This is a genomic window from Lentzea sp. NPDC020367 (genome assembly GCF_044387305.1).
Classification (GTDB): Bacteria; Actinomycetota; Actinomycetes; order Mycobacteriales; family Pseudonocardiaceae; genus Lentzea.
This window is the reverse complement of sequence record NZ_JBIRVV010000011.1, coordinates 288707-309368: the sequence shown is the minus strand read 5'-3', so window position 1 is coordinate 309368 and position 20662 is coordinate 288707. Positions and strand designations below refer to the sequence as shown.

Here is a 20662-nt window from a genome sequence, read left to right as displayed (position 1 = left end):
AGCGGTTCCAAGGACGCGCTGAAGGTCAACGACGCCAACGTGATCTGTGGTGGCGTGCACACCGCCAACGCCACCGTCTACCTCATCGACTCGGTTCTGCTTCCTGCGTAAGCAGAACGGCAACACCACGAACTCCGGAAACAGCGATGCTGTTTCCGGAGTTCTTCACGTCCGCTCGTCGGGAGGTCTGATGTGGACGGACGTCGCGTCGGAGGACAGGAACAGCGAGTGGTTCTCCTGTTCGCGGATGACGACGACGATCACGGCGTCGGGGTTGTACGGCCGCACGGCACGCGTGATCAGGAAGGCGGCGAGGTCGTCGGGCACCGCAATGAAGACCCGGTCGGCGGCGTCGATCGCGGCTTCGTCGAGCGCGCGTCTGTCCCGGCCGTCGCCGAGGATCGCGGTGGCGCCGTTGGCCATCGCCTCGACGACCGCGAACAGGTCGATGTCCAGGACGGTCAGCCGGGCGTCAGGCTGGGAGGCCAGCACCGAGTTCACGGCACAGCGCCCGGTGTCGCCGTATCCGATGACGAGGATGTGATCGGTCACGACAGGACATTCGGCGCGCCGGTCGAACCGGATTGGCGTTCGTCTCAGTGAAGGTCGAGGGTGAGGACCGGTCCGCTGGTCGGACTCGGTGATCCGCCCAGCGGCTCGACCGTGAGGAGGGCCTCACCGGCCCCCGCGATCCCGGTCACGAGCAGCGACATCGCCGTGCCCGCCGGCCGCAGGGTTCCCGCTGATCGCGGGCCGTGGTCGTCCACCAGCCACAGCTGGTAGACGCGGCCGCGCGGCAACGTGCGCAGGCCGTCCGCCAGGAACAGCATCTCGTCGCGGGTGCGCGACATGGCCGCGGTGCCGGCGGACGTGGTGACGAGCCGCAGATCCGGTGCCGCCAGGAGATCTCCGGTCCGGGTGTGCGGAGAGAGGGCGACGGGGGCGATCCTCGACGCGGTCAGCGCGCCGTGCACACCGGCCACCGCCGCGGCGGCCACACAGGCGGCCGAGATGAGCGCCGCCGCGTGCCGAAAGCCTTGCCGCCGCGAGAAAACAGTCCTGATCTCGGACTCCGGCGGAACCTGCCGCACCTGCCGAGCCGCGCTCAGCAGCCGTGGCCGGAGGGCGCTCGGCACGACGTGCTCGACAGCGCTGCCCAGCCGGGCCGCGGTCTCGCTCAGCTCGGCCACCTCGTCCGCACAGCGCAGGCACGCGCTCAGATGTGCTTCGAACTCGACGCGCTCGGCCGCGGGGAGCGCGCCGAGCACGTGGGCACCGGTCAGCAGGTGCGGGTCGACCGCACGCGTTCTTCCCGGTTTCACGCCCCTACTTCGAAGCCGTCCGATGAACGGATTGCTCGCGAAGATCAACCCAGGGCCAGGTGGTCACTCCATCGGGTGGATCGGGCCGTCGCACCGATCCGATGCGGTGGTGCGGTGCGGATGTAGGACGCGCGGATCCGCCAGATGCGGTTCAGCCGGCTCGGGACGGCGCCACGCACGTCCCTGTGCGTCCGCAGACCGTGAAATCGGACGCACAGGGACGCGTCACCCCGCCTGCCTGCCGCCCTGACCCCGCAACCACTCCGCGACGTCCTCGAAGTCGTTGCGCACGGCGGCGTCGAGCGGTGTGAGGTGTTCCCACGGCGGAAGCCAGTTCACGTCCGCGCCCAACGCCAGCAGGCGTTCCGCACACTCCCGTTGACCACCGTGGCACGCGCCCCAGAACGCCGCGTTGACGTCTTCTTCCGCAGCACCGACCAGAAGGCGCTCCAGTCGATCGGACAACCCGAGCGTGGCGGCATCGGTCAACGTGACCGTCGCGCCGCGCTCCACGAGCCGGTGAGCGGCATTCCACTGCGCGAACGCCCGTGCGTCGGCCAGGGGAGTGCCACCGCCGATCACCGCCCCGTCGGCGTCGATGTCCGCGCCGGCGTCGAGAAGCGCGTCGAGCACCACGACGTCATCGGCGCTCGCGGCCCAATGAAGTGGCGTCTCGTCGTGCGAACCCTGGAACCGCGCGTTGACGTCGGCGCCCGCGGCCACGAGCACCGCCACGGTCTCGGCGCCGTGAGGGCATCGGGCGGGCCAGTCCGTCAGCACGTGCAACAGGGTCCGCGCATTACCGCCGTCATCGACGATCCGCGCGGTCGCCAGGTCGGCGTGGTCGGCCAGCAGTTGCCGCAACGTGGCCAGGTCGCCGCCGCGGACGGCGAGGACAACAGTCTGCGCCAGCGGATCGTCGTGTCGCATTCGTTCAGCCCTGCGTCCAGCGGACGACGTCCGCAAAGGTCGTGTTCCCGCCGCACACCACGACGCCCAGGCGCGCGTCCGGTCCGACCCGGTCGAGCACCGTGCGCGCCGCCGCCACGAGACACCCGGCGGCGGGCTCGGCCCACACCTTCTGCGTTTCCGCGAGCGTGATCGACCCCCGCACGGCGTCGGCGTCGGACACCACGAGGACGTCCTCGACCAGCGCGACGGCGTGGTCGTAGGTCAGCTGCGACACGTGCGGCGCCGAGAGGGTCGAGACGATCGACGTCGGCGCGATCTCGACGGGTCCGCCCGCGGCCAGCGCCCGGTGCATCGCGTCGGCACCCTCGACCTCGACGCCCCACACCCGGACGCCGGGCACGAGCGCGTGGAACGCCGTCGCGACACCCGCGATGAACCCTCCGCCACCGATGCTCACCAGCACGTCGGTGACGTCCGGGGCGTCGGTCGCGAACTCCAGCCCCACGGTGCCCTGGCCGGCGACCACGATCGGGTCGTCGTAGGGGTGCACGAGCGTCGCGCCCGCTGTCACCAGGTCGTTGAGCAGCGCGAACGCCGCCGCCAGGCCGTCGGTGAGCCGAACGTCCGCGCCTGACGCCCGAGCGAGTTCGACGGAACGAGCAGGCGCCGAAGAGGGCATCACGACGGTCGCGGTCACGCCGAGTTCGTGCGCGGCGTCGGCCAGCGCGATCCCGTGGTTGCCGCCGCTGACGCCGACCACGCCCGCCGCCCGTGCCTCGCTGGACAGCGAGAGGATCTTGGCGAACGCGCCGCGCGTCTTGAACGAACCGCTGCGCTGCAACAGTTCCAGCTTCACCGTCGTCGGAACGCCGAACAGCGCGGACAGGCCTGGGGAGCGCAGCGTCGGGGTGCGCAGCACGCGCCCGTCGAGCACCTCGGCCGCGGCCCGCACGTCTTCGATGGTCAGCAGTTCCGCCATGCCGACCACCCTAAGGGTCGTCAGGCGCTGAACCGGGAGATCTCCAGGCGGGCGACGTCGCGCACGTACCTGCTGGCCCGCCCGTCCCGCGGCGTGACGAGGGTCGGCCTGGTGAGCTGCCTGCCGTTGTACCGGGTGGCGAGCATCGCCGAGCACGCGCCGAACTCGGGGTCCACCTCCGCCCACGACAGCAGCACGCGGTACCCGTCGGCGGACGAGGCCACGACGACGAAGCTGAGCTTGTCCATCTTGCTGCCGCCGGACGTGCGCAGCGTGACCTTCGCGAGCACCTCGTGCAGCGGGACGCCCCGCACCTGGTGGACCTCGCGGACGCGGGTCGTCCGGTACTGGACGTTGACCGGCTCGCGGGCGTGCGCGTCGAGGTGGGACGTCTGGAAGATCCAGTCGTCGGTGATGTCTCCGGTGACCAGGACCTGGTCCTCGGACAGCGGCGTGCGCGGCGTTGGTATGCCTGCAAACGATGACGTCACACCCTCCACGGTACGACGAAGCAGCGATCCGCAGAAGCCTCTTCAGTCGAGGGATTGCATCCGTGAAAGCGGCATCTAAGATGTGTCAGTGCCGAATCTGCGGAAGAGAAAGTCCATCAGGGTCACCCTCGCGGTCGCCTCGGCCGCGCTGGTGCTCGCGGGGTGTGGGTCCGGTGGGCAGGCCGCCGCGCCCACGTCGGGTTCGGAGGCGCCGAAGGTCACCGGTGACGTCACGGTGTTCGCGGCGGCGTCGCTGACGGAGACGTTCACCCAGCTGGGCAAGGACTTCGAGGCCGCCAATCCCGGCACGAAGGTCAAGTTCAACTTCGGCGGCAGCTCGGCGCTGGCCCAGCAGCTCAACCAGGGCGCTCCCGCCGACGTGTTCGCTTCGGCCGCGCCGGCGAACATGAAGCAGGTGACCGACACCAAGACGATCACGGACGCGCCGAGGACGTTCGTGAGGAACAAGCTCGCGATCGCGGTGCCGAAGGGCAACCCCGGCAAGATCGCCGGGCTCGCCGACTTCGCGAACGCCGAGAAGAAGATCGCCCTCTGCGCGGAGCAGGTGCCGTGCGGCGCCGCGTCGAAGAAGGTCTTCGAGCTCGCCAAGATCACGCCCGCGCCGGACACCCTGGAGCAGGACGTCAAGGCCGTGCTCACCAAGGTCTCGCTCGGCGAGGTCGACGGCGCGCTGGTCTACAAGACGGACGTGAAGGCCGCGGGCGACAAGGTCGAGGGCATCGACTTCACCGAGTCGGCCCAGGCGGTCAACGACTACCCGATCGCCCCGCTGGCCAAGGCGCCCCACGCCGCCGCGGCCAAGGCGTTCGTGGACTTCGTGCTGTCCGACAAGGGGCGCACGGTGCTGAGCGCGGCGGGCTTCGACAGCCCGTGACGCGCAACCGGGTGCGGGGACGGCTGCCCGTCGTCCTCGTCCTGCCCGCCGTGCTGGGGCTCGCGTTCCTGCTGGTGCCGCTCGCCGGGTTGCTGGTCAAGACACCGTGGACCTCGCTGTCCACGCTGCTCAGCGCCGAGGTCGGGGAGGCGCTGCGGCTGTCGCTGATCTGCGCCTCGCTGGCGACGGTGCTGTGCCTGTTCCTCGGCATCCCGCTCGCCTGGCTGCTGGCGCGCTCCGGCCTGCCGGGACGCGGGTTCCTGCGCGCGCTCGTCACCGTGCCGCTCGTGCTGCCGCCGGTGGTCGGCGGTGTCGCGTTGCTGCTCGTGCTCGGCCGGCGCGGACTGATCGGAGAGCATCTCGACGCGTGGTTCGGCATCTCGTTGCCGTTCACCACGGCCGGAGTCGTCGTCGCCGAGGCGTTCGTGGCGATGCCGTTCCTGGTGATCTCGGTCGAGGGCGCGCTGCGGGCCGCCGATCCGCGTTACGAGGAGGCGGCGGCGACGCTGGGCGCCTCGAAGTGGCTGACGTTCCGGCGGGTGACGTTGCCGTCGGTGCTGCCGGGGGTGGTGGCGGGCGCGGTGTTGTGCTGGGCGCGGGCGCTGGGCGAGTTCGGGGCGACGATCACGTTCGCGGGCAACTTCCCCGGCGAGACGACGACCATGCCGTTGGCGGTCTACCTCGCGCTGGAGACGGATCCGGATGCGGCTATCGTGCTGAGCATCGTGCTGCTGCTGGTGTCCGTCGGAGTGCTGGCCGGTCTGCGCGACCGGTGGATCAGCGGGCCGACGTGACCCTGAACGCGGAGCTGCGCGTCACGCGCGGCACCTTCTCCCTCGACCTCGACGTGACCATCGCGCCGGGCGAGGTTGTCGCGCTGCTCGGCCCGAACGGCGCGGGCAAGTCCACCGCGCTGCGCGCCCTCGCCGGGCTGCTTCCGCTGGACTCCGGGCACATCACGGTCGGTGAGTCCACTTGGGACGGCGAGGACTTCGTGCCCGCCGAGAAACGACCGATCGGCGTGGTGTTCCAGGACTACCTGCTCTTCGCGCACATGTCCGCGCTGGAGAACGTCGCTTTTGGACTCAGAGCCCGTGGCACCCGCCGGGCCGAGGCACGGGCCGAGGCCGCGCGCTGGCTCGATCGGGTCGGGCTGAACGGCCACGCGCAGGCGAAACCCCGTTCCCTGTCGGGAGGCCAAGCTCAACGGGTCGCGCTGGCGAGGGCTTTGGCGACCGGCCCGAGCCTGCTGCTGCTCGACGAACCACTCGCCGCGCTGGACGCGAGCACCCGCCTGCAGGTCCGTTCGGAACTGGGCCGGCACCTCGCGGACTTCGGCGGCCACACGCTGCTGGTGACGCACGATCCGTTGGACGCCATGGTCCTCGCGGACCGGTTGGTGATCCTGGAAGGCGGCCGTGCCGTGCAGTCCGGCCCGCCCGCCGAGGTGGCCCGCCAGCCGCGCACCGACTACGTCGCCAACCTCGTCGGCCTGAACTTCTACCGCGGCAAGGCGTCGAGCACCGACGTCGACCTGGACGGAGGTGGCCGGCTCACGATTCCCATGCCTGTCAACGGTCCGGTGCACGTCGTGTTCCCGCCCAACGCCGTGAGCCTGCACGCTCAGAAGCCGGAGGGCAGTCCGCGCAACGTCTGGCCGGTCACGGTCGCCGCGATCGAACAGCACGCCCACACGACCCGGGTCCGCCTGGACGGCGCGCCGAACGTCCTCGCGGACATCACCACGGCCACACTCGCCGACCTGCGGCTGCGTCCCGGCGACGAGTTGTGGGCGGCGGTGAAGGCGACAGAGACCCACGTCTATCCGGTGTGATAGCCGGCGGCTATCAGGCGATAGGAACGTTCGCTTGGACAGCGCGCCGATCCCGGGAGGAAAGTCGAGGCACCACAACGACTTCCGAACGGGAGACCTGCAATGGCGAAGGTCCTGTGCGTGCTCTACGACGACCCGGTCACCGGCTACCCCGAGACCTACGCGCGGAACGACCTGCCGCACCTCGACGGCTATCCGGGCGGTCAGACGCTGCCGACGCCGTCCGCCGTCGACTTCACGCCGGGCCACCTGCTCGGCAGCGTGTCCGGTGAGCTCGGCCTGCGCCGGTACCTGGAGGGCCAGGGCCACACCCTCGTCGTCACGTCCGACAAGGAAGGCCCCGACTCGGCGTTCGACCGCGAACTGGCGGACGCGGACGTCGTGATCTCGCAACCGTTCTGGCCCGCTTACCTGACGAAGGAACGGTTCGCCCGCGCGCCGAAGCTGAAGCTCGCGCTCACGGCGGGCATCGGGTCGGACCACGTCGACCTGGACGCGGCGATCGAGCACGGCGTCACGGTGGCGGAGGTGACGTACTGCAACAGCATCAGCGTCGCCGAGCACGTGGTGATGTCGATCCTGAACCTGGTGCGGAACTTCGTTCCCTCGCACCAGATCGTGCTGGACGGCGGCTGGAACATCGCCGACGCGGTGGCCCGTTCCTACGACGTCGAGGGCATGCACGTCGGCACGGTCGCGGCCGGACGCATCGGCCTCGCGGTGCTGAAGCGCTTGGCGCCGTTCGACATGCGCCTGCACTACACCGACCGGCACCGCCTGCCCGAGAGCGTCGAGCGCGAGTACGGCCTGACGTTCCACGAGTCGACAGCGGACATGGTGCCGCACTGCGACGTCGTGACGATCAACGCGCCGCTGCACCCCGAGACCGAGGGGCTGTTCGACGACGACCTGATCGCGACGATGAAGCGCGGCGCGTACCTGATCAACACCGCCCGCGCCCGCATCGCCGACCGCGACGCCGTCGTGCGCGCCCTGGAAAGCGGTCAGCTCGCCGGATACGCCGGTGACGTGTGGTTCCCGCAGCCCGCGCCCGCCGACCACCCGTGGCGGACCATGCCGAACCACGGCATGACGCCGCACATCTCGGGCAGTTCGCTGTCCGCGCAGGCCCGGTACGCGGCCGGCACCAGGGAGATCCTGGAGTCGTTCTTCGCGGGCACGCCGATCCGCGACGAGTACCTGATCGTGGAGGCTGGCAAGCTCGCCGGGACGGGCGCGCACTCGTACTCCACGAACAGCTGAACGCCGCCGGCACCGTGAACGCGAAAAGTGAGGCAGGGCAGGCGGTTCTGGCGGCGAAGGCTCGGCTCGGACTGAGTTGGGCGGCGATCGCGGAGGTGCTCGACCGGCCACTGGTGTGGACGACCTCGGCGTTGCTGGGGCAGCACCCGGTGCCGGCCGGAACCGCCGCGAAGGCCGGCGAGCTGCTGGAACTGACGGACGCACAGGTGCAGGCACTGGTGTCGCAGCCGACCAGGGGCGCGTTGGAGACCGCGGTGCCGGTCGATCCCACGATCTACCGGTTCTACGAGGTGCTGCAGGTCTACGGGCCGACGATCAAGGAACTGATCCACGAGCAGTTCGGCGACGGGATCATGAGCGCCATCAACTTCCGGATGAACGTCGACCGCGTCGCGGACCCGGCTGGCGACCGGGTGGTGGTCACCCTCGACGGAAAGTTCCTTCCCTACCAGTGGTGACGCGCGAACACCCGGTTCGGTGATTGCCGCAGGACGGCGGCCGGACGTTCGATGAGGGCATGAGCGAACTGACGCTGGACCCCAGGACGACCGCCGTGGTTCTGATCGAGTACCAGAACGACTTCACCAGCGAGGGTGGCGTGCTGCACGGCGCGGTGTCCGAGGTGATGGACAAGACTGGAATGCTCGACAAGACCATCGCGGTCGTCTCGGCGGCCCGCGCCGCCGGTGCGACGATCATGCACGCGCCCATCACTTTCGCGCAGGGCTACCACGAGATCTCCGCGCACCCGTACGGGATTCTCAAGGGCGTCGTGGACGGCAACGCGTTCGTCAAGGACAGCTGGGGCGCCGCGATCACCGACGAGCTCGCGCCGCAGGCCGGGGACATCGTGGTGGAGGGCAAGCGCGGGCTGGACACGTTCGCCAGCACCAACCTCGACTTCATCCTGCGCAGCAAGGGCATCACGACGATCGTGCTCGGCGGGTTCCTCACCAACTGCTGCGTCGAGTCGACCATGCGCACCGGCTACGAGAACGGCTACCGCGTCATCACGCTGACCGACTGCGTGGCGGCCACGTCGGTCGCCGAGCACGACAACGCGATCACGTTCGACTACCCGATGTTCTCGCTGCCGGTCAGCTCCGACCAGGTCATCGCCGCGCTGGCCTGACCGGCGCCGGGTGAGGACCCGGTAACCGGACGGACATCCGCTTCAGGCACCGTGTGCGCATGCGTGTTCTGCAGGCGGATGTCCGTGAGGTGACGTGGGAACGTGCGCGTGAGCTCGCGCACGAGGCGCCCGTCCCGCTGACGCCACGCCTGGTGAGCCTTGCCGAGGCCGCCGGACTGACCCTGGCCGCGGACCTGTGCGCCCGCACGCCGTTGCCCGCCTTCGACACCTCGGCGATGGACGGCTACGCGGTGGGCGGGCCCGGTCCGTGGCAGCTGGTGGGACGTGTTCGCGCAGGTGAGCGCGGCGCCGACCTCCGTCCCGGCGAAGCGGTGGAGATCTCTACCGGCGCCCAGGTCCCGGTGGGTGCGACCGCTGTGCTGCCGGTCGAGGACGCCACCGTCGAGGGCTCGGTGGTCCACGGTCTCGCGGGCGGGCACATCCGCCGGACGGGCGAGGACTGCGCCGCCGGAGCCGTGCTCGCGGCGGCAGGGACCCGCGCCGGACCCGCGCTGCTCGGACTGGCCGCGACCGGCGGCCACGACGAACTGCCGGTCCGCCCACGTCCGCGCGTGCACGTGCTGGTCACCGGCAGCGAACTGGTGCACCACGGCACCAGCGGCGACGGCCGGGTGCGGGACGCGCTCGGCCCGATGCTGCCGTCGCTGATCACCTCGCTCGGCGCCGACCTCGCCGGCCTCGCGCACGTGCCGGACGAACCGGGCCTGCTCGCCGAAGTTCTCGCAGGTGTGACGGCGGACGTGGTCGTCGTGACCGGCTCCACCTCGGTCGGCAGCACGGACCAGTTGCGCGACCTCGTCGACGCCTCCGGCCGCTGGGTCGTGGACACCGTGGCGTGCAAGCCGGGGCACCCGCAGCTCGTGGCGGAACTGGGCGGGCGGTGGCTCGTCGGGCTGCCCGGCAACCCGTTCGCCGCGCTCGTCGCCGCTCACACGGTGCTGGACTCGGTGCTGCGCGGCCTGACCGGCGCGCCGCTGCCGGTCCTGCCGCTCGTACCGGTCACGGGTGACGTGCGCGCGCCGGCCCGGGGCGTGCGGATCGTGCCGGTCACCTGGGACGGCCAGGTGCTCGCCGGTCACCGGGCCGCGTTCCTCGGGGGAGCGGCGGGCGGTGACGCCCTGGCGATCCTCCCGGCCGGGTGGCGGTCCGGCGATCCCGCGCCGTTGCTAGGGCTGTAGCCGCCGCGGCGACCATCCGGCGCCGGTGCGGGTGTAGCGCAGCCGGCGGTGCAGCCGGCTCGGTTTTCCTTGCCAGAACTCGATTTCCTCCGGGACGAGCCGGTAGCCGGTCCAGGCGTCCGGCCGGGTCAACGGGTCGCCGCTCTCGACCAGGCGCCGCGCCCGTTCGTGCAGGGCGGCCTCGTCGATCATGGGCGCGCTCTGCTCCGACGCGATCACCGCGGCCTGAGCGGCGCGCGGCCGGTCGGCGAACAGCGCGTCGGACACCTCGGCGGGCAGGCGCTCGACCGAGCCGGTGACGCTGATCTGCTGCAAGGTCTCCCGCCAGTGGAACGTCGCTGCCGCACAGGGGTTCGCCGCGAGATCGCGTCCCTTGCGGCCGGCGCCCGACCCGGCGAAGACCAGCCCGCCGTCCGCGATCTCCTTGAACAGCACGACCCTGCTGGACGGACGGCCGCGGTCGTCGGCGGTGGCGAGCACCATGGCGAACGGTTCCCGCACCTCGCGCCGGACCGCCAGGTCGAACCACTCGCCCAGCAGGGCGATCGGATCGGCGGGCGGCGCGTCGAACTCGGGCAGGACCAGCGTGTCGTCACCACTCAATGTCGAGCTCATGCTCCAACGCTAGCCACGCCGTGCCGAGAGCGGCCAACTGTGGTCAAGTTGGTGCCGTTCACGGCCGTGAGAGGGGCTTGGGATGACGGACACAGCACCGCGGGGGTGGGTGCCGGTCGAGCACCGGTTCCTCGGACTGGATCGGCGGACGTTCGCGCCCGCCCTGAGCGTCCTGGTGATCGCGCTGCTGCTCCTGTATGGACTGCCCGGCCTCAACGCCGTCATCCCGTGGCACAACGAGATCCGCGCCGGTGAGGTGCTGGACCTCGGTGACGGCGCGACCGCCGTGCCACCCGTGGGCTGGCAGCTGGAGAGCGGCACGCTGGCCGGTGCCGGCTCGGCGTCCCCGTCGTCCCTTCAGGTCGAGCTGGCGACGGGCGGCGCGACGATCACGTTGCGGGGCACGTCGTTCACCGGCACCGCCGACGCCTTCCTCGACCAGGTCCTGCGCTCGGAGGGCGACACGCCGGGAGTCGACGGGTCGCGCGGCACGGTGACGACGGCGGCCGGTCTGGTCGGCGTCGCGCTGGCCGGCACCTCGCCGAACGGGGACGTGCTCGACGTCGCGTTCAAGATGACCAGCGCATCCGGTGAGGCCGAGACCGCGCCGGCGTTGCTGGTCAGGGTCCGCACCGCGCCGGGTCAGTTCGAACGCCGGCAGGACGTCGTGGGCACGTTCCTGCGCAGCATCACTCCGGGAGCATCCCGATGACGATGACATCCGAAGCGAAGACCGCACAGCTCGCCGCGATCGAGCAGTCGGGCTGGGGGGAGCCGTTCCGGCTCGTCCAGCCGCGCAACCTGGCGTTCTGGGTCTACCTGCTGGGCGTGGGCGGCGGCGCGCTGGCGGTGCTGCGCTACTTCGGCCCCGGCGCCCACTTCTACCGCCCGGCGCTGACCGGCGGCGTGCTGCTGTTCGGTCTCTACCTGGTGCCGTGGCTGCTGCTCCTGCGCCACCAGAACCGCTACACCGCGCAGCCCGCCGGTCTCCTCGCGGCCGCGTTCGCCTGGGGTGGCCTCGCGGCGACGTTCTGGATCGCGCTGCCCGCGAACACCGCGCTGCTGGAGATCTGGGCGAAGCTGGGCGGCACGGCGTTCGCCTCGGACTGGGCCGCCGGCCTCACCGCGCCGATCAACGAGGAGTTCGCCAAGGCACTGGGCCTGGTCCTGCTGATCGGACTCGCCCCGCGGCTGGTGCGCGGCGCCTACGACGGGTTCATCATCGGCGCGTTCGTCGGCCTGGGCTTCCAGGTCTTCGAGGACGTCCTCTACGTCTACAACGGCGCGGCGCAGACCTTCGGCACCGACCAGCTCGGCACGTCGTTCCAGGTCTTCCTGGTCCGCGGCGCCGCCGGCATCGTGTCGCACGCGTTGTTCAGCGCGATCTTCTGCGCCGGTCTGATGTGGGTCCTCGGCCGCACGCCGGGCGAGCGCAACGTGCCGCGCGGCGTCCTGACCATGCTGACCGCCATGGTGTTCCACTTCGCCTGGGACGACATGGGCGGTCTGAGCGGCGGCATCGGCGTCCTCGCGGTCCTGCTGCCGTTCGTGATCGCGGTGGTCGAACTCGTCACGCTGTTCTACGTCGCGCGCCACGCGGCCACGCAGGAGCGGATCTGGATCCGCATGCTGCTGCAGCCCGAGTCGGATGCCGGCGTCATCGATCCCGCGCTGCTCGCGGCGGTCAGCGGTCTCGGGAAGGACCGCAAGGCGTTCCGGAAGCTGGTGCACAGCCGGAGCAGGACGCGGCACCTGCTGGACGCGGCGGCCGACCTCGCCCGCGAACTCGCCCACGCGCGGGGGAGCGAGACGAACGAGGTCGTCCACGCCCGCGCCGAACTGCTCCGCCTGCGCGCCGGACGCTAGAACCCTTCGAAGGGCCCTCTCACCATCCGAAGGGAGGGCTTACCGTGGACGGCGTGACGACCACGGCGGAGGTTGTGAGCCAGGCGGATGACCGGATCCGGCGCCTGGAGTCCCAGTTGGTCCGCGAGTTCCACGACGTGCCGCCGAGCATCGTGCACGAGTGGATCGAACGGGCGCGGGCGCGGTTCGGCGGCGCCCGGCTGCAGGACTACGTGCCGTTGTTCGTGGCCCGTGAGGTGCGAGCCTCCGCACGGGCGTTCCCGACGCAGGAGATGCCGGGGACGTTCCTGTCGAGCTGGGCGCGGAACACGGCACGCCGCCTGCTCGCCGCGGAGCTGCCACGCCGTTGGGCGCACACGGCCGGTGTGGCGCGCCGTGCCGAACACGTGGCACGGGTGCTGCCCGAAGAGGAACGCGAGCTGCTCGTGGCGGCGGCGTGGGTGCACGACATCGGCTACGCGGCCGAGCTGACCGACACGGGCCTGCACTCGCTCGACGGGGCGCGCTACCTGCGCCGGGCGGGCGTCTCGGACCGGATCTGCGGGCTGGTGGCGCACCACTCCGGCGCGGCCGCGGTCGCCGGTCTGGTCGGGCTCGCCGACGGACTGGGCGAGTTCCCGGACAACCGCGGCCGGCTGCGCGACGCGCTCTGGTACTGCGACATGAGCACCGGTCCGGACGGCCAGCCGACGACGGTGCACGGGAGGCTGGCCGAGATCCGGCAGCGCAGGGGCCCCGACGACCCGGTGGTCCGGGCGCTCGCGATCAACGGCGACGAGCGTCTGGCGGCGGTCCGGCGCACGCATCGGCTGCTCCGCCGGGCGTGACGCACGCGTCATGGGCATTTACTTGAAGATTGAACTATCTTGGACGGCATGAAGAAGATCGGTTTTCTGTCGTTCGGGCACTGGACGGACAGCCCGCACTCGCAGACGAGGTCGGCGGCGGACACGTTGCTGCAGTCGATCGACCTCGCGGTGGCCGCGGAGGAGCTCGGCGCGGACGGCGCCTACTTCCGGGTGCACCACTTCGCGCGGCAGCTCGCGTCGCCGTTCCCGCTGCTCGCAGCGATCGGCGCGAAGACCGACCGCATCGAGATCGGCACCGGCGTGATCGACATGCGCTACGAGAACCCGATGTACATGGTCGAGGACGCCGGTGCGGCCGACCTCATCGCCGGCGGAAGGCTCCAGCTCGGCATCTCCAGGGGATCGCCCGAGCAGGTCGTCGACGGGTGGCGGCACTTCGGCTACCAGCCCGCCGAGGGCCAGACCGACGCCGACATGGCCCGCATGCACACCGAGCTGTTCCTGAAGGTGCTGGAAGGCGGCGGTTTCGCGGAGCCCGCGCCCCGCCCGATGTTCCCGAACCCGCCCGGCCTGCTGCGCGTCGAACCGCACGCGCCGGGCCTGCGTGACCGGATCTGGTGGGGCGCGGGCTCCAACGGCACCGCCGTGTGGGCGGCGAAGCAGGGCATGAACCTGATGAGCTCGACCCTGAAGTTCGACGAGGGCGGCGCGCCGTTCCACGTCCAGCAGGCCGACCAGATCAGGGCGTTCCGCAAGGCCTGGACCGAGGCCGGCCACCAGCACGAGCCGCGGGTCTCGGTGTCGCGCAGCATCTTCGCGCTCACCACGGACCTCGACCGCATGTACTTCGGCGCCGACGGCAGGAGCACCGACTCCATCGGCTTCATCGACGGGCCGAACAAGGCGATCTTCGGCCGGTCCTACGCGGCCGAGCCGGACGTGCTGGTCGAGGAGCTCGCGGGGGACGAGGCGATCGCGGAGGCCGACACGCTCCTGCTGACCGTGCCCAACCAGCTCGGCGTCGAGTTCAACGTGCACGTGCTGGAGAACATCCTCACGCACGTGGCGCCGGCGCTCGGCTGGCGTTGATCGAGGCAGGTCACCGTCGGCGGTCGCGCACGTAGACCGCCGACTGCTTGCCCTCGCGCGGCCCGCGGCGGTCGACCTCGAACAGCGTGGTCGCGGTGATCAGGTCGCTGAGCTTCGAGTAGCCGTACGTGCGGGAGTCGAACTCGGGGCGCTGCTTGGTGATGATGCTGCCGACGGCGGAGAGCGTCGCCCACCCGTCGTCGTCCGACGCCGCCTCGACGGCGTTGCGCAGCAGCTTGACCAGGGTCGTGTCGCCCTTGAGCTGGGCGGCGGAGGTCGTCGACTTCGGCAGCAGCGGGGTCTCGGCCGGGGTCGCGGCCTCGGGGTAGGCGAGGTTCTCGACGTAGATGAACTTGTCGCAGGCCGCGACGAACGGCTTGGGCGTCTTGCGTTCGCCGAAGCCGTAGACGGTGAGGCCGGACTCGCGCAGCCGGGCGGCGAGGCGGGTGAAGTCCGAGTCGCTGGAGACGATGCAGAAGCCGTCGAAGCGGTCGGAGTAGAGCAGGTCCATCGCGTCGATGACCATCGCCGCGTCGGTCGCGTTCTTGCCGGTCGTGTACGCGAACTGCTGGATGGGCTGGATCGACTGGGCCAGCAGGTGGTCCTTCCAGCCCTTCAGGCTGGTGCCGGTCCAGTCGCCGTACGCGCGCTTGACGTGCGCGGTCCCGTACTTGGCGATCTCGGCCAGCAGTGCCTCGGTGATCGAGGGCTGGGCGTTGTCCGCGTCGATGAGCACCGCGAGTTTCACAGCGCTCTCATTGGCAGTGGCCACGCTTTTGGTCCGCCTTCGTTCTCAGGTGTTCAGCAGCCGGCTCAGCCACGTCAGCGAGTCCGTGATCTGGTGCGGGGACAGGCCGCGTCGTCGTTGTTCCTGGTAGAGCTCGGGGGCCAGCGGCGCGAGCAGCACCTCGACCAGGCCGTTCGGGTCCGGCACGGCGGCCTCGGTCAGGAGCGCCAGCACGTGCAGCCGCCAGAAACCATAGGCGCCGGTGCGGAAGCGGGCGTCGCCGGTCTCCGCTCCGAGCGCCAGGTGCAGGTGTCGTTCGAGCAGGCCCGCCATGGCCGCGTAGAACGCCGCGAGCCGTTCGGCCGGTGGTGCGCCGGGGCCCAGCGGCGGGGGACCGCCCATCAGTTGTTCCTGCAGCACGCGTTCGTGCTCGTCCAGCAGGGCCGCGGCGACGGAGGCCGGGTCGGGGTAGCGCCGGTACAGGGTGGCGCGGCCGACGCCGGCGGCGCGCGCGATCTCGTCCATCGTGACCTGGCGGGCGTCCTTGACCGCGAACAACTCCTCGGCGGCGGCCAGCACGCGCGCCCGGTTGCGCGCCGCGTCGGCGCGTTCCCTGGCCGGTGGCTGCCCGATGACCATGAACGGATCGTACGCGATCACCGAACAAGTGGACAGCGCGTCCACTTCGTGCCTACCCTGGCTTAGCGGACACTGTGTCCACTTGTTTGGGGGTTGTTGTCGTGTACTTCGCGTTACTGGGGTCAGCGCTGCTCGTCGGATGTCTGCTCGCCGTGCAGGCGTCGGCGAACCTGCAGCTGACCAAGGCGGTCGGCACGCCGTACGGGGCGTCGACGCTGCAACTGGGCCTCGCCGCGGCGGTGCTCGCCGTGCTCGCGGTGGCGACCGGCACGATCGGCGCGGTGGCGCTGGTGCCCGACGTCGAGCCGTGGCACCTGCTGGGCGGACTGGCCAGTCCGCTCTACATCACCAGCGGCATCCTGCTGTTCCCGCGGCTGGGCGCGCTCGCCGCCGTCGGGCTCTTCGTGACCGGTCAGATGTTCGCGTCGGTGGTGCTGGACCTGTTCGGACTGTTCGGCCTGCACCAGAAACCGCTCTCCGCGGGCATCGTGATCGGCGCGGTGGCCGTGCTCGCGGGGATCACCGTGATCGCCCGGCCGAAGACCAGGCACGTGGGCTGGATCGGGCTCGGCGTCGCGGCGGGCGCCGTGCTCCCGGTGCAGGGGGCGATCAACGCCCGGCTGCGCGCCGACCTGCACGCGCCGATCGCCGTCGCCCTGATCAGCTTCGCCGTCGCGACGCTCGCCATCGCGGTGGTGCTGCTGTTCAACCGCACACCGCCGCCGGCCCTGGCGCCCCTCAGGGACATGCCGTGGTGGGGCTGGCTCGGCGGCGGGTGTGCGGCGGCCTACGTCACCGCGACGTTCCTGCTCATCCCGGAGATCGGCGCCGCGACCACCGTGGTGCTCACCGTCACCGGACAGCAGCTCGCGTCGGCGTTGATCGACCACCGCGGGCTGTTCCGGATGCCGCGCAGGCCGTTCACGGCGGCACGCGTCACCGGGCTCTCACTGCTCGTCGCCGGCTCACTGTTCGTGCAGTTCGGCTGAGGCCGGCGGCTGGTCGTGCGGGCAGCAGGTGGCCCTCGGCGACGACCAGCTCAGGTCGGCTCCCTCCCAGGCCTCGCAACGACCCGGCCGGGAGCTGTGCTTCGCCGCCACGTCCGGTCCGGTCAAGATCCTCATCCGGTGTTCCCCCTCGAGTTCCAGCTGTACCGGGGAATGGTGCGACGAGGGCCTTGATCGACGGCTTGCCGGATTTCTGCAATCCGCAGGTCAGGCCGGGTTCCTGTGAGGCAGGACGCCGCACGTTTCGGTTGTGACACCGTCTCGACACGATCGTCCAAAGCAACACGAACGCCCGGTGCCCGCATTACGGTGGTGATGGGAAAAGCCGTGAGAGAGGCGGAACCGGGCGTGACGTCCTGGGTCGAAGTGATCAACTATGTTCGGCTGCGGTACGAGGTGCTGGAGGAGTCCGACGCCTGGCTGCGCTTCCGGCTCGCCACGGACGGCGAGCGGACGCAGCAGGTCTCCGTGCACCACCTGCCGGACCTCGACGGCACGGCGTGGGTGGAGATCTCCTCGCCGGTCGGACGTGCCGCCGACCTCGACCTGAACCGGTTCCTCGAACTGGCGGGCGAGCCGCAGGTCGGTGGAGCTGCCGTGGTGGACGGGCTCGCGTTGCTCAAACACGTGGTGCCGCTGGAGGACCTGAGTGTCCGCGAGGAGTTCGAACGCCCGCTCGCGCTGCTGGTCGGCCGTGCGGACGCGATGGAACACCAGCTGACGAGCGGCGACCAGTTCTGACGTGATGGCGGAGGCCGCGGCCTGGGCCGACCAGCGGGTGGCGATGGTCCGCGACGACCCCGCCGGTCGGCTGGCGTTGATGGAGCGCTGCTACTACGGCCCGTTCGGCCAGGCGCCCCAGCACCTGCCGTTCCGGCGGGCGGCGCGGTCGTTCATGCGCTGGCAGCTGGGGCGTGGCGTGCTGCAACCGGCGTTCCACGCGCGGCCGGGCAGTCCGTGGTGGCGTGCGGTGAACGAACGCATCCTCCGCGACGGGTGTGAGGCGGTCGGTCTGAGCGGTGGGCTGGGTGGCCCGCCGTCGTCGCACTCGGCCGCCCAGTGGCTGGCGTTCGCGCTCAACCCGACCGCGGAAGCCTGGTATCGCGCGCACAACGGGAGCGTGGTCGCGGCATACCTGGAGCACCGCGGGCTCGCGGAGGCCGAGAGCGAGCCCGAGCGGTTCTTCATGAACGTAATCCTGTGCCGGGTGCTCTACACGCACGCCCTGGTGGCCGCGCCGCGGATGTCATTGGGCTGGTTGCGCGCGCTCGCGCCGTTGCTCGGCGACCCCAGGCTGGGCATGACCGGGATCTTCCTGCAGCTCTCCCGCGTGCTCCCGGAGGAGTACCCGCTGCGCGACGACGTCCGGTACTACCTCGCCCAGGAACACGGGTTCGCCCGGCTCGTCGACTTCGGCATGATCGTGCCGAGGATGCAGCGGCTCTACGAGTGGTCGGCGCGCGAACTCGCGGAGCCCGGGCTGCTCGACTGCGTTCGCGACGGCGCCCTGACCTACGCGTGGCCGTTCGAGGACAGGCACGTCTGGGATCCGCCCAGATCGCTCGTGCTGCCCGTGATCCACCGAATGCTCCCGCCCCGTTAGTCAGCCGAATCGCAATTTTCCCGGCGGAGCTTGACTGCCGGGTCAGCGTTGCCCAATCGTGTGCGGCGTGACTGGACTGGAGCAGCGTTCTGCCGACGTCGTGATCGTCGGTGCCGGCTACGCGGGGCTGGCCGCCGCGTCCCGGCTCACGGCCGCCGGACTCACCGTCGTCGTGCTGGAGGCCGCTGATCGTGTGGGCGGCCGGGTGTACAGTGAGGTGTTGTCGTCCGGGGTGCGCGTGGACCACGGTGGACAGTGGATCGGCCCGTCGCAGAAGCGTTTTCACGAGCTCGCGGCGAAGTTCGGCTGCGCGACTTTCCCGACGTGGGAGACCGGCCAGCACGTCGAGATCTGGCACGACGACACCCGCTCCGACTACTCCGGCGCCGTGCCGAGGTCCGGTCCCGGCATCGACGACTACCACCGCGTCGTCAAGTCGCTCGAGGATCTAGCGCTGACCGTCGACCTGCAACGGCCGTGGCTCACGCCGCGGTTCGCCGAGCTCGACGCGTTGTCCGCGGAGGAGTTCTTCGCTTCGCAGACCAGCGACGAGGACGCGTTGCGCAGGCTCGCTCTCACCGTGCAGGGCGTGTGGTGCTGCGAGCCGCGCGAGATCTCGTTCTTCCACGTGCTGTTCTACGTGGCCTCGGCCGGCGGGTTCGGGCAGCTGATGGACACCGCCGGAAGCGCACAGGAGTCCCGTTTCTCCGGCGGCGCGGACGCGCTCGCGCTGGCGTTGGCCGCGTCGATGCCCGGTGTCGTGCGGCTGGACGAGCCGGTGCGGGAGATCCGGCACGTTCCTGACGGCGTCGAAGCGGTGACCGGCAAGGGAGTGGTCCGCGCACGGCGTGCGATCGTCACCGTGCCGCCGGCGGCGCTGGGGCGGATCTCCTTCGAGCCCGCACTCCCGCAGGCGCGGCGCGGCTGGACCGGGCACACGCCGATGGGACGGGTCGCGAAGATCCACGCGGTGTACGAGGAACCGTTCTGGCGCAAGAAGGACCGCTCCGGCATCGCGACCCTCTACAGCCGCAACCCGGTGGGCGTCGTGTTCGACAACTCGCCTGAGGACGCGTCACGAGGCGTGCTCGTCGCGTTCGTCTACGGCGACCGAGTGGACCGCTGGGCCGCCGCGCCCGACACGGTCCGGCGTGCCGACGTTCTCTCGGCGCTGGCCGAGGTCGCCGGACCACGAGCGCGCATGCCCATAGACTACGCCGAGATGGCCTGGTCCGAGGACGGCTGGACCATCGGCGGCTACGCGTGCTTCGTGTATCCCGGTGGCTGGACCGAATACGGCGAGCACGGCTGGCGTGCCCCGACCGGCAACGTGCACTGGGCCGGCACCGAGACCGCGTCGGTCTGGAACGGGTACGTCGACGGCGCGATCACCTCCGGCGAGCGGGCCGCCGATGAGGTGATGACGGCGTTGAAGAATCCCAGATGACCGGCTTGTCCTCGCGCGTGCGGACGGCGCTGCGGGCGGTCACGCTGTCGCAGCGCGAACTGGCCGTGCGCATCGGGATGGACCCGACGGCGTTGTCCAAGGCCCTGCGCGGCACGAGGCGGCTGCGCGACGAGGAGATCGCGGCCATCGCCCAGGCCTGTTCCGTGACGGTCGCCTACCTGACGCGGGGCACCGGCCCGGAACCCGTTGTCGCCGATGGTGTCCGCGAGCGCGCGGAGGCCGTGACGGCACAGGAGCGCCGCGACCAGATCCTCGCCGCCGCCACGGTGTTGATCGCCCGGCGCGGCTACCACAACGTGCGCGTGTCCGACATCGCGCGCCACTGCGGCACCAGCAGCGCGACCGTGCACTACCACTTCCCGACCAAGGAAGCGGTCCTGCACGCCGCGATGGAGCACTACGCCCGGAGCTTCCGCGCCCGTGTGGAACGGGAGTTCGGCCAGGCGACTTCGGCGCGCGACAAGCTCCGCCGCCTGGTCGAGGTCCAACTCCCGCTCGCCGCCAACGACGTGGACGAGTGGTCGGTGTGGGTCCAGTTCTGGAGCCAGGCGATGCTCGAACCGCGCCTGCGCCCGGTCCAGCGGCTGGTCTACGCGGACTGGCGCCGCATCATCGTGGACCTGCTGGGGGAGTGCCGCGAGGACGGCCTGTGCGGTGGCGCCGACGTCGAGGCCCTCGCCGATCGCTTCATCGCGATGGCCGACGGGCTGGCAGTCCAGATCCTCGCGTCGTCGACCGAGATGCGGTCGGACCGCATGCGCGACCTGCTGCTGCGGGCGTTCGAGCCGGATCTCGTCCTCTGCGGCTGAGAT

General features: G+C 70.9%; 26 protein-coding genes. 17 read left to right on the top strand and 9 right to left on the bottom strand.

Features of this window, described 5'->3' with window-relative positions:
* Positions 1 to 18 precede the first annotated feature (18 nt).
* Positions 19 to 111: a hypothetical protein gene (locus ACH413_RS35985; protein ID WP_360048476.1), complete on the top strand. Its 93-nt coding sequence runs from the start codon at positions 19 to 21 to the stop codon at positions 109 to 111.
* Positions 112 to 165: 54 nt separating this feature from the next.
* On the opposite strand, the gene ACH413_RS35980 is transcribed toward ACH413_RS35985, so the two are convergent.
* The 5 genes from ACH413_RS35980 to ACH413_RS35960 form a co-directional block, all read right to left on the bottom strand.
* Positions 166 to 552: an NAD-binding protein gene (locus ACH413_RS35980; RefSeq protein WP_360038777.1), complete on the bottom strand. Its 387-nt coding sequence runs from the start codon at positions 550 to 552 to the stop codon at positions 166 to 168.
* Between the two features lie 44 nt (positions 553 to 596).
* On the bottom strand, positions 597 to 1322 hold the full coding sequence (locus tag ACH413_RS35975) for an anti-sigma factor domain-containing protein (RefSeq protein WP_360038774.1): 726 nt from the start codon (positions 1320 to 1322) through the stop codon (positions 597 to 599).
* Between the two features lie 225 nt (positions 1323 to 1547).
* Positions 1548 to 2252 carry an ankyrin repeat domain-containing protein gene (locus ACH413_RS35970; protein WP_360038771.1) on the bottom strand — a complete coding sequence of 235 codons (705 nt, stop codon included), beginning with the start codon at positions 2250 to 2252 and terminating at the stop codon, positions 1548 to 1550.
* A 4-nt stretch (positions 2253 to 2256) separates the two neighbouring features.
* Complete coding sequence (locus ACH413_RS35965) at positions 2257 to 3213, bottom strand: threonine/serine dehydratase (RefSeq protein ID WP_360038768.1); 957 nt, start codon at positions 3211 to 3213, stop codon at positions 2257 to 2259.
* 20 nt (positions 3214 to 3233) lie between these two features.
* Positions 3234 to 3704 (bottom strand): molybdopterin-binding protein, encoded by a 471-nt coding sequence (locus tag ACH413_RS35960; protein WP_360038766.1) that lies wholly within the window; start codon positions 3702 to 3704, stop codon positions 3234 to 3236.
* 97 nt (positions 3705 to 3801) lie between these two features.
* Between ACH413_RS35960 and modA the strand changes: the two genes are divergently transcribed.
* From modA to ACH413_RS35925, 7 genes are all read left to right on the top strand, one after another.
* Complete coding sequence (gene modA / locus ACH413_RS35955; protein ID WP_396425431.1) at positions 3802 to 4599, top strand: molybdate ABC transporter substrate-binding protein; 798 nt, start codon at positions 3802 to 3804, stop codon at positions 4597 to 4599.
* Positions 4596 to 5393, top strand: a complete 798-nt coding sequence (gene modB / locus ACH413_RS35950; RefSeq protein WP_093589066.1) for a molybdate ABC transporter permease subunit — start codon at positions 4596 to 4598, stop codon at positions 5391 to 5393. Before modA ends, modB begins: the two co-directional genes overlap by 4 nt.
* Positions 5390 to 6433, top strand: coding sequence for an ABC transporter ATP-binding protein (locus ACH413_RS35945; protein WP_360038760.1), 1044 nt, complete (start codon positions 5390 to 5392; stop codon positions 6431 to 6433). Before modB ends, ACH413_RS35945 begins: the two co-directional genes overlap by 4 nt.
* A gap of 102 nt (positions 6434 to 6535) precedes the next feature.
* A complete protein-coding gene (locus ACH413_RS35940) occupies positions 6536 to 7696 on the top strand; it encodes an NAD-dependent formate dehydrogenase (protein WP_360038758.1) in 1161 nt (386 codons plus the stop codon).
* A gap of 14 nt (positions 7697 to 7710) precedes the next feature.
* Entirely contained in the window at positions 7711 to 8154 is a 444-nt protein-coding gene (gene cynS, locus ACH413_RS35935; RefSeq protein WP_360038755.1) for a cyanase, read from the top strand.
* 59 nt (positions 8155 to 8213) lie between these two features.
* A complete protein-coding gene (locus ACH413_RS35930) occupies positions 8214 to 8828 on the top strand; it encodes a cysteine hydrolase (RefSeq protein ID WP_360038752.1) in 615 nt (204 codons plus the stop codon).
* A gap of 59 nt (positions 8829 to 8887) precedes the next feature.
* The gene (locus tag ACH413_RS35925) at positions 8888 to 10027 is read left to right on the top strand and encodes a molybdopterin molybdotransferase MoeA (RefSeq protein WP_360038749.1); all 1140 of its coding nucleotides are present in this window, start codon (positions 8888 to 8890) and stop codon (positions 10025 to 10027) included.
* On the opposite strand, the gene phzG is transcribed toward ACH413_RS35925, so the two are convergent.
* Positions 10016 to 10642, bottom strand: a complete 627-nt coding sequence (phzG, locus tag ACH413_RS35920) for a phenazine biosynthesis FMN-dependent oxidase PhzG (RefSeq protein WP_360038746.1) — start codon at positions 10640 to 10642, stop codon at positions 10016 to 10018. The genes ACH413_RS35925 and phzG overlap by 12 nt on opposite strands.
* A gap of 82 nt (positions 10643 to 10724) precedes the next feature.
* On the opposite strand from phzG, the gene ACH413_RS35915 reads away from it, so the two are divergent.
* The 4 genes from ACH413_RS35915 to ACH413_RS35900 are packed head-to-tail and all read left to right on the top strand — an operon-like array spanning position 10725 to position 14406.
* The gene (locus tag ACH413_RS35915; RefSeq protein WP_360038743.1) at positions 10725 to 11354 is read left to right on the top strand and encodes a hypothetical protein; all 630 of its coding nucleotides are present in this window, start codon (positions 10725 to 10727) and stop codon (positions 11352 to 11354) included.
* Positions 11351 to 12508 (top strand): PrsW family intramembrane metalloprotease, encoded by a 1158-nt coding sequence (locus tag ACH413_RS35910; RefSeq protein ID WP_360038740.1) that lies wholly within the window; start codon positions 11351 to 11353, stop codon positions 12506 to 12508. Before ACH413_RS35915 ends, ACH413_RS35910 begins: the two co-directional genes overlap by 4 nt.
* A 53-nt stretch (positions 12509 to 12561) precedes the next feature.
* Positions 12562 to 13335, top strand: a complete 774-nt coding sequence (locus ACH413_RS35905) for an HD domain-containing protein (protein WP_360038737.1) — start codon at positions 12562 to 12564, stop codon at positions 13333 to 13335.
* A gap of 48 nt (positions 13336 to 13383) precedes the next feature.
* Complete coding sequence (locus ACH413_RS35900) at positions 13384 to 14406, top strand: LLM class flavin-dependent oxidoreductase (protein ID WP_360038735.1); 1023 nt, start codon at positions 13384 to 13386, stop codon at positions 14404 to 14406.
* Between the two features lie 10 nt (positions 14407 to 14416).
* On the opposite strand, the gene ACH413_RS35895 is transcribed toward ACH413_RS35900, so the two are convergent.
* Positions 14417 to 15154, bottom strand: a complete 738-nt coding sequence (locus ACH413_RS35895) for an NYN domain-containing protein (RefSeq protein ID WP_245821754.1) — start codon at positions 15152 to 15154, stop codon at positions 14417 to 14419.
* A 45-nt stretch (positions 15155 to 15199) separates the two neighbouring features.
* Positions 15200 to 15772 (bottom strand): helix-turn-helix domain-containing protein, encoded by a 573-nt coding sequence (locus ACH413_RS35890; protein ID WP_360038812.1) that lies wholly within the window; start codon positions 15770 to 15772, stop codon positions 15200 to 15202.
* 101 nt (positions 15773 to 15873) lie between these two features.
* On the opposite strand from ACH413_RS35890, the gene ACH413_RS35885 reads away from it, so the two are divergent.
* On the top strand, positions 15874 to 16761 hold the full coding sequence (locus tag ACH413_RS35885) for a DMT family transporter (protein ID WP_360038732.1): 888 nt from the start codon (positions 15874 to 15876) through the stop codon (positions 16759 to 16761).
* Here ACH413_RS35885 and ACH413_RS35880 read toward each other — a convergent pair.
* A complete protein-coding gene (locus tag ACH413_RS35880; protein ID WP_360038729.1) occupies positions 16738 to 16896 on the bottom strand; it encodes a hypothetical protein in 159 nt (52 codons plus the stop codon). The genes ACH413_RS35885 and ACH413_RS35880 overlap by 24 nt on opposite strands.
* A 231-nt stretch (positions 16897 to 17127) precedes the next feature.
* Here ACH413_RS35880 and ACH413_RS35875 point away from each other — a divergent pair, with 231 nt between their 5' ends.
* From ACH413_RS35875 to ACH413_RS35860, 4 genes are all read left to right on the top strand, one after another.
* Positions 17128 to 17520: a hypothetical protein gene (locus ACH413_RS35875; protein WP_360038809.1), complete on the top strand. Its 393-nt coding sequence runs from the start codon at positions 17128 to 17130 to the stop codon at positions 17518 to 17520.
* 4 nt (positions 17521 to 17524) lie between these two features.
* Positions 17525 to 18382, top strand: coding sequence for a hypothetical protein (locus ACH413_RS35870; RefSeq protein WP_360038727.1), 858 nt, complete (start codon positions 17525 to 17527; stop codon positions 18380 to 18382).
* A 67-nt stretch (positions 18383 to 18449) separates the two neighbouring features.
* Positions 18450 to 19829: an FAD-dependent oxidoreductase gene (locus ACH413_RS35865; protein WP_360038724.1), complete on the top strand. Its 1380-nt coding sequence runs from the start codon at positions 18450 to 18452 to the stop codon at positions 19827 to 19829.
* The gene (locus ACH413_RS35860) at positions 19826 to 20659 is read left to right on the top strand and encodes a TetR/AcrR family transcriptional regulator (RefSeq protein ID WP_360038722.1); all 834 of its coding nucleotides are present in this window, start codon (positions 19826 to 19828) and stop codon (positions 20657 to 20659) included. The genes ACH413_RS35865 and ACH413_RS35860 overlap by 4 nt, the downstream gene beginning before the upstream one ends.
* Positions 20660 to 20662 lie beyond the last annotated feature (3 nt).

What these genes read in the sequence shown, in the direction of transcription:
- ACH413_RS35970 (WP_360038771.1), bottom strand. Translation starts at nt 2,252, where the DNA reads ATGCGACACGACGATCCGCTGGCGCAGACTGTTGTCCTCGCCGTCCGC.
- ACH413_RS35965 (WP_360038768.1), bottom strand. Translation starts at nt 3,213, where the DNA reads ATGGCGGAACTGCTGACCATCGAAGACGTGCGGGCCGCGGCCGAGGTG.
- ACH413_RS35940 (WP_360038758.1), top strand. Translation starts at nt 6,536, where the DNA reads ATGGCGAAGGTCCTGTGCGTGCTCTACGACGACCCGGTCACCGGCTAC.
- ACH413_RS35930 (WP_360038752.1), top strand. Translation starts at nt 8,214, where the DNA reads ATGAGCGAACTGACGCTGGACCCCAGGACGACCGCCGTGGTTCTGATC.
- ACH413_RS35925 (WP_360038749.1), top strand. Translation starts at nt 8,888, where the DNA reads ATGCGTGTTCTGCAGGCGGATGTCCGTGAGGTGACGTGGGAACGTGCG.
- phzG (WP_360038746.1), bottom strand. Translation starts at nt 10,642, where the DNA reads ATGAGCTCGACATTGAGTGGTGACGACACGCTGGTCCTGCCCGAGTTC.
- ACH413_RS35915 (WP_360038743.1), top strand. Translation starts at nt 10,725, where the DNA reads ATGACGGACACAGCACCGCGGGGGTGGGTGCCGGTCGAGCACCGGTTC.
- ACH413_RS35910 (WP_360038740.1), top strand. Translation starts at nt 11,351, where the DNA reads ATGACGATGACATCCGAAGCGAAGACCGCACAGCTCGCCGCGATCGAG.
- ACH413_RS35900 (WP_360038735.1), top strand. Translation starts at nt 13,384, where the DNA reads ATGAAGAAGATCGGTTTTCTGTCGTTCGGGCACTGGACGGACAGCCCG.
- ACH413_RS35890 (WP_360038812.1), bottom strand. Translation starts at nt 15,772, where the DNA reads ATGGTCATCGGGCAGCCACCGGCCAGGGAACGCGCCGACGCGGCGCGC.
- ACH413_RS35880 (WP_360038729.1), bottom strand. Translation starts at nt 16,896, where the DNA reads ATGAGGATCTTGACCGGACCGGACGTGGCGGCGAAGCACAGCTCCCGG.
- ACH413_RS35870 (WP_360038727.1), top strand. Translation starts at nt 17,525, where the DNA reads ATGGCGGAGGCCGCGGCCTGGGCCGACCAGCGGGTGGCGATGGTCCGC.
- ACH413_RS35860 (WP_360038722.1), top strand. Translation starts at nt 19,826, where the DNA reads ATGACCGGCTTGTCCTCGCGCGTGCGGACGGCGCTGCGGGCGGTCACG.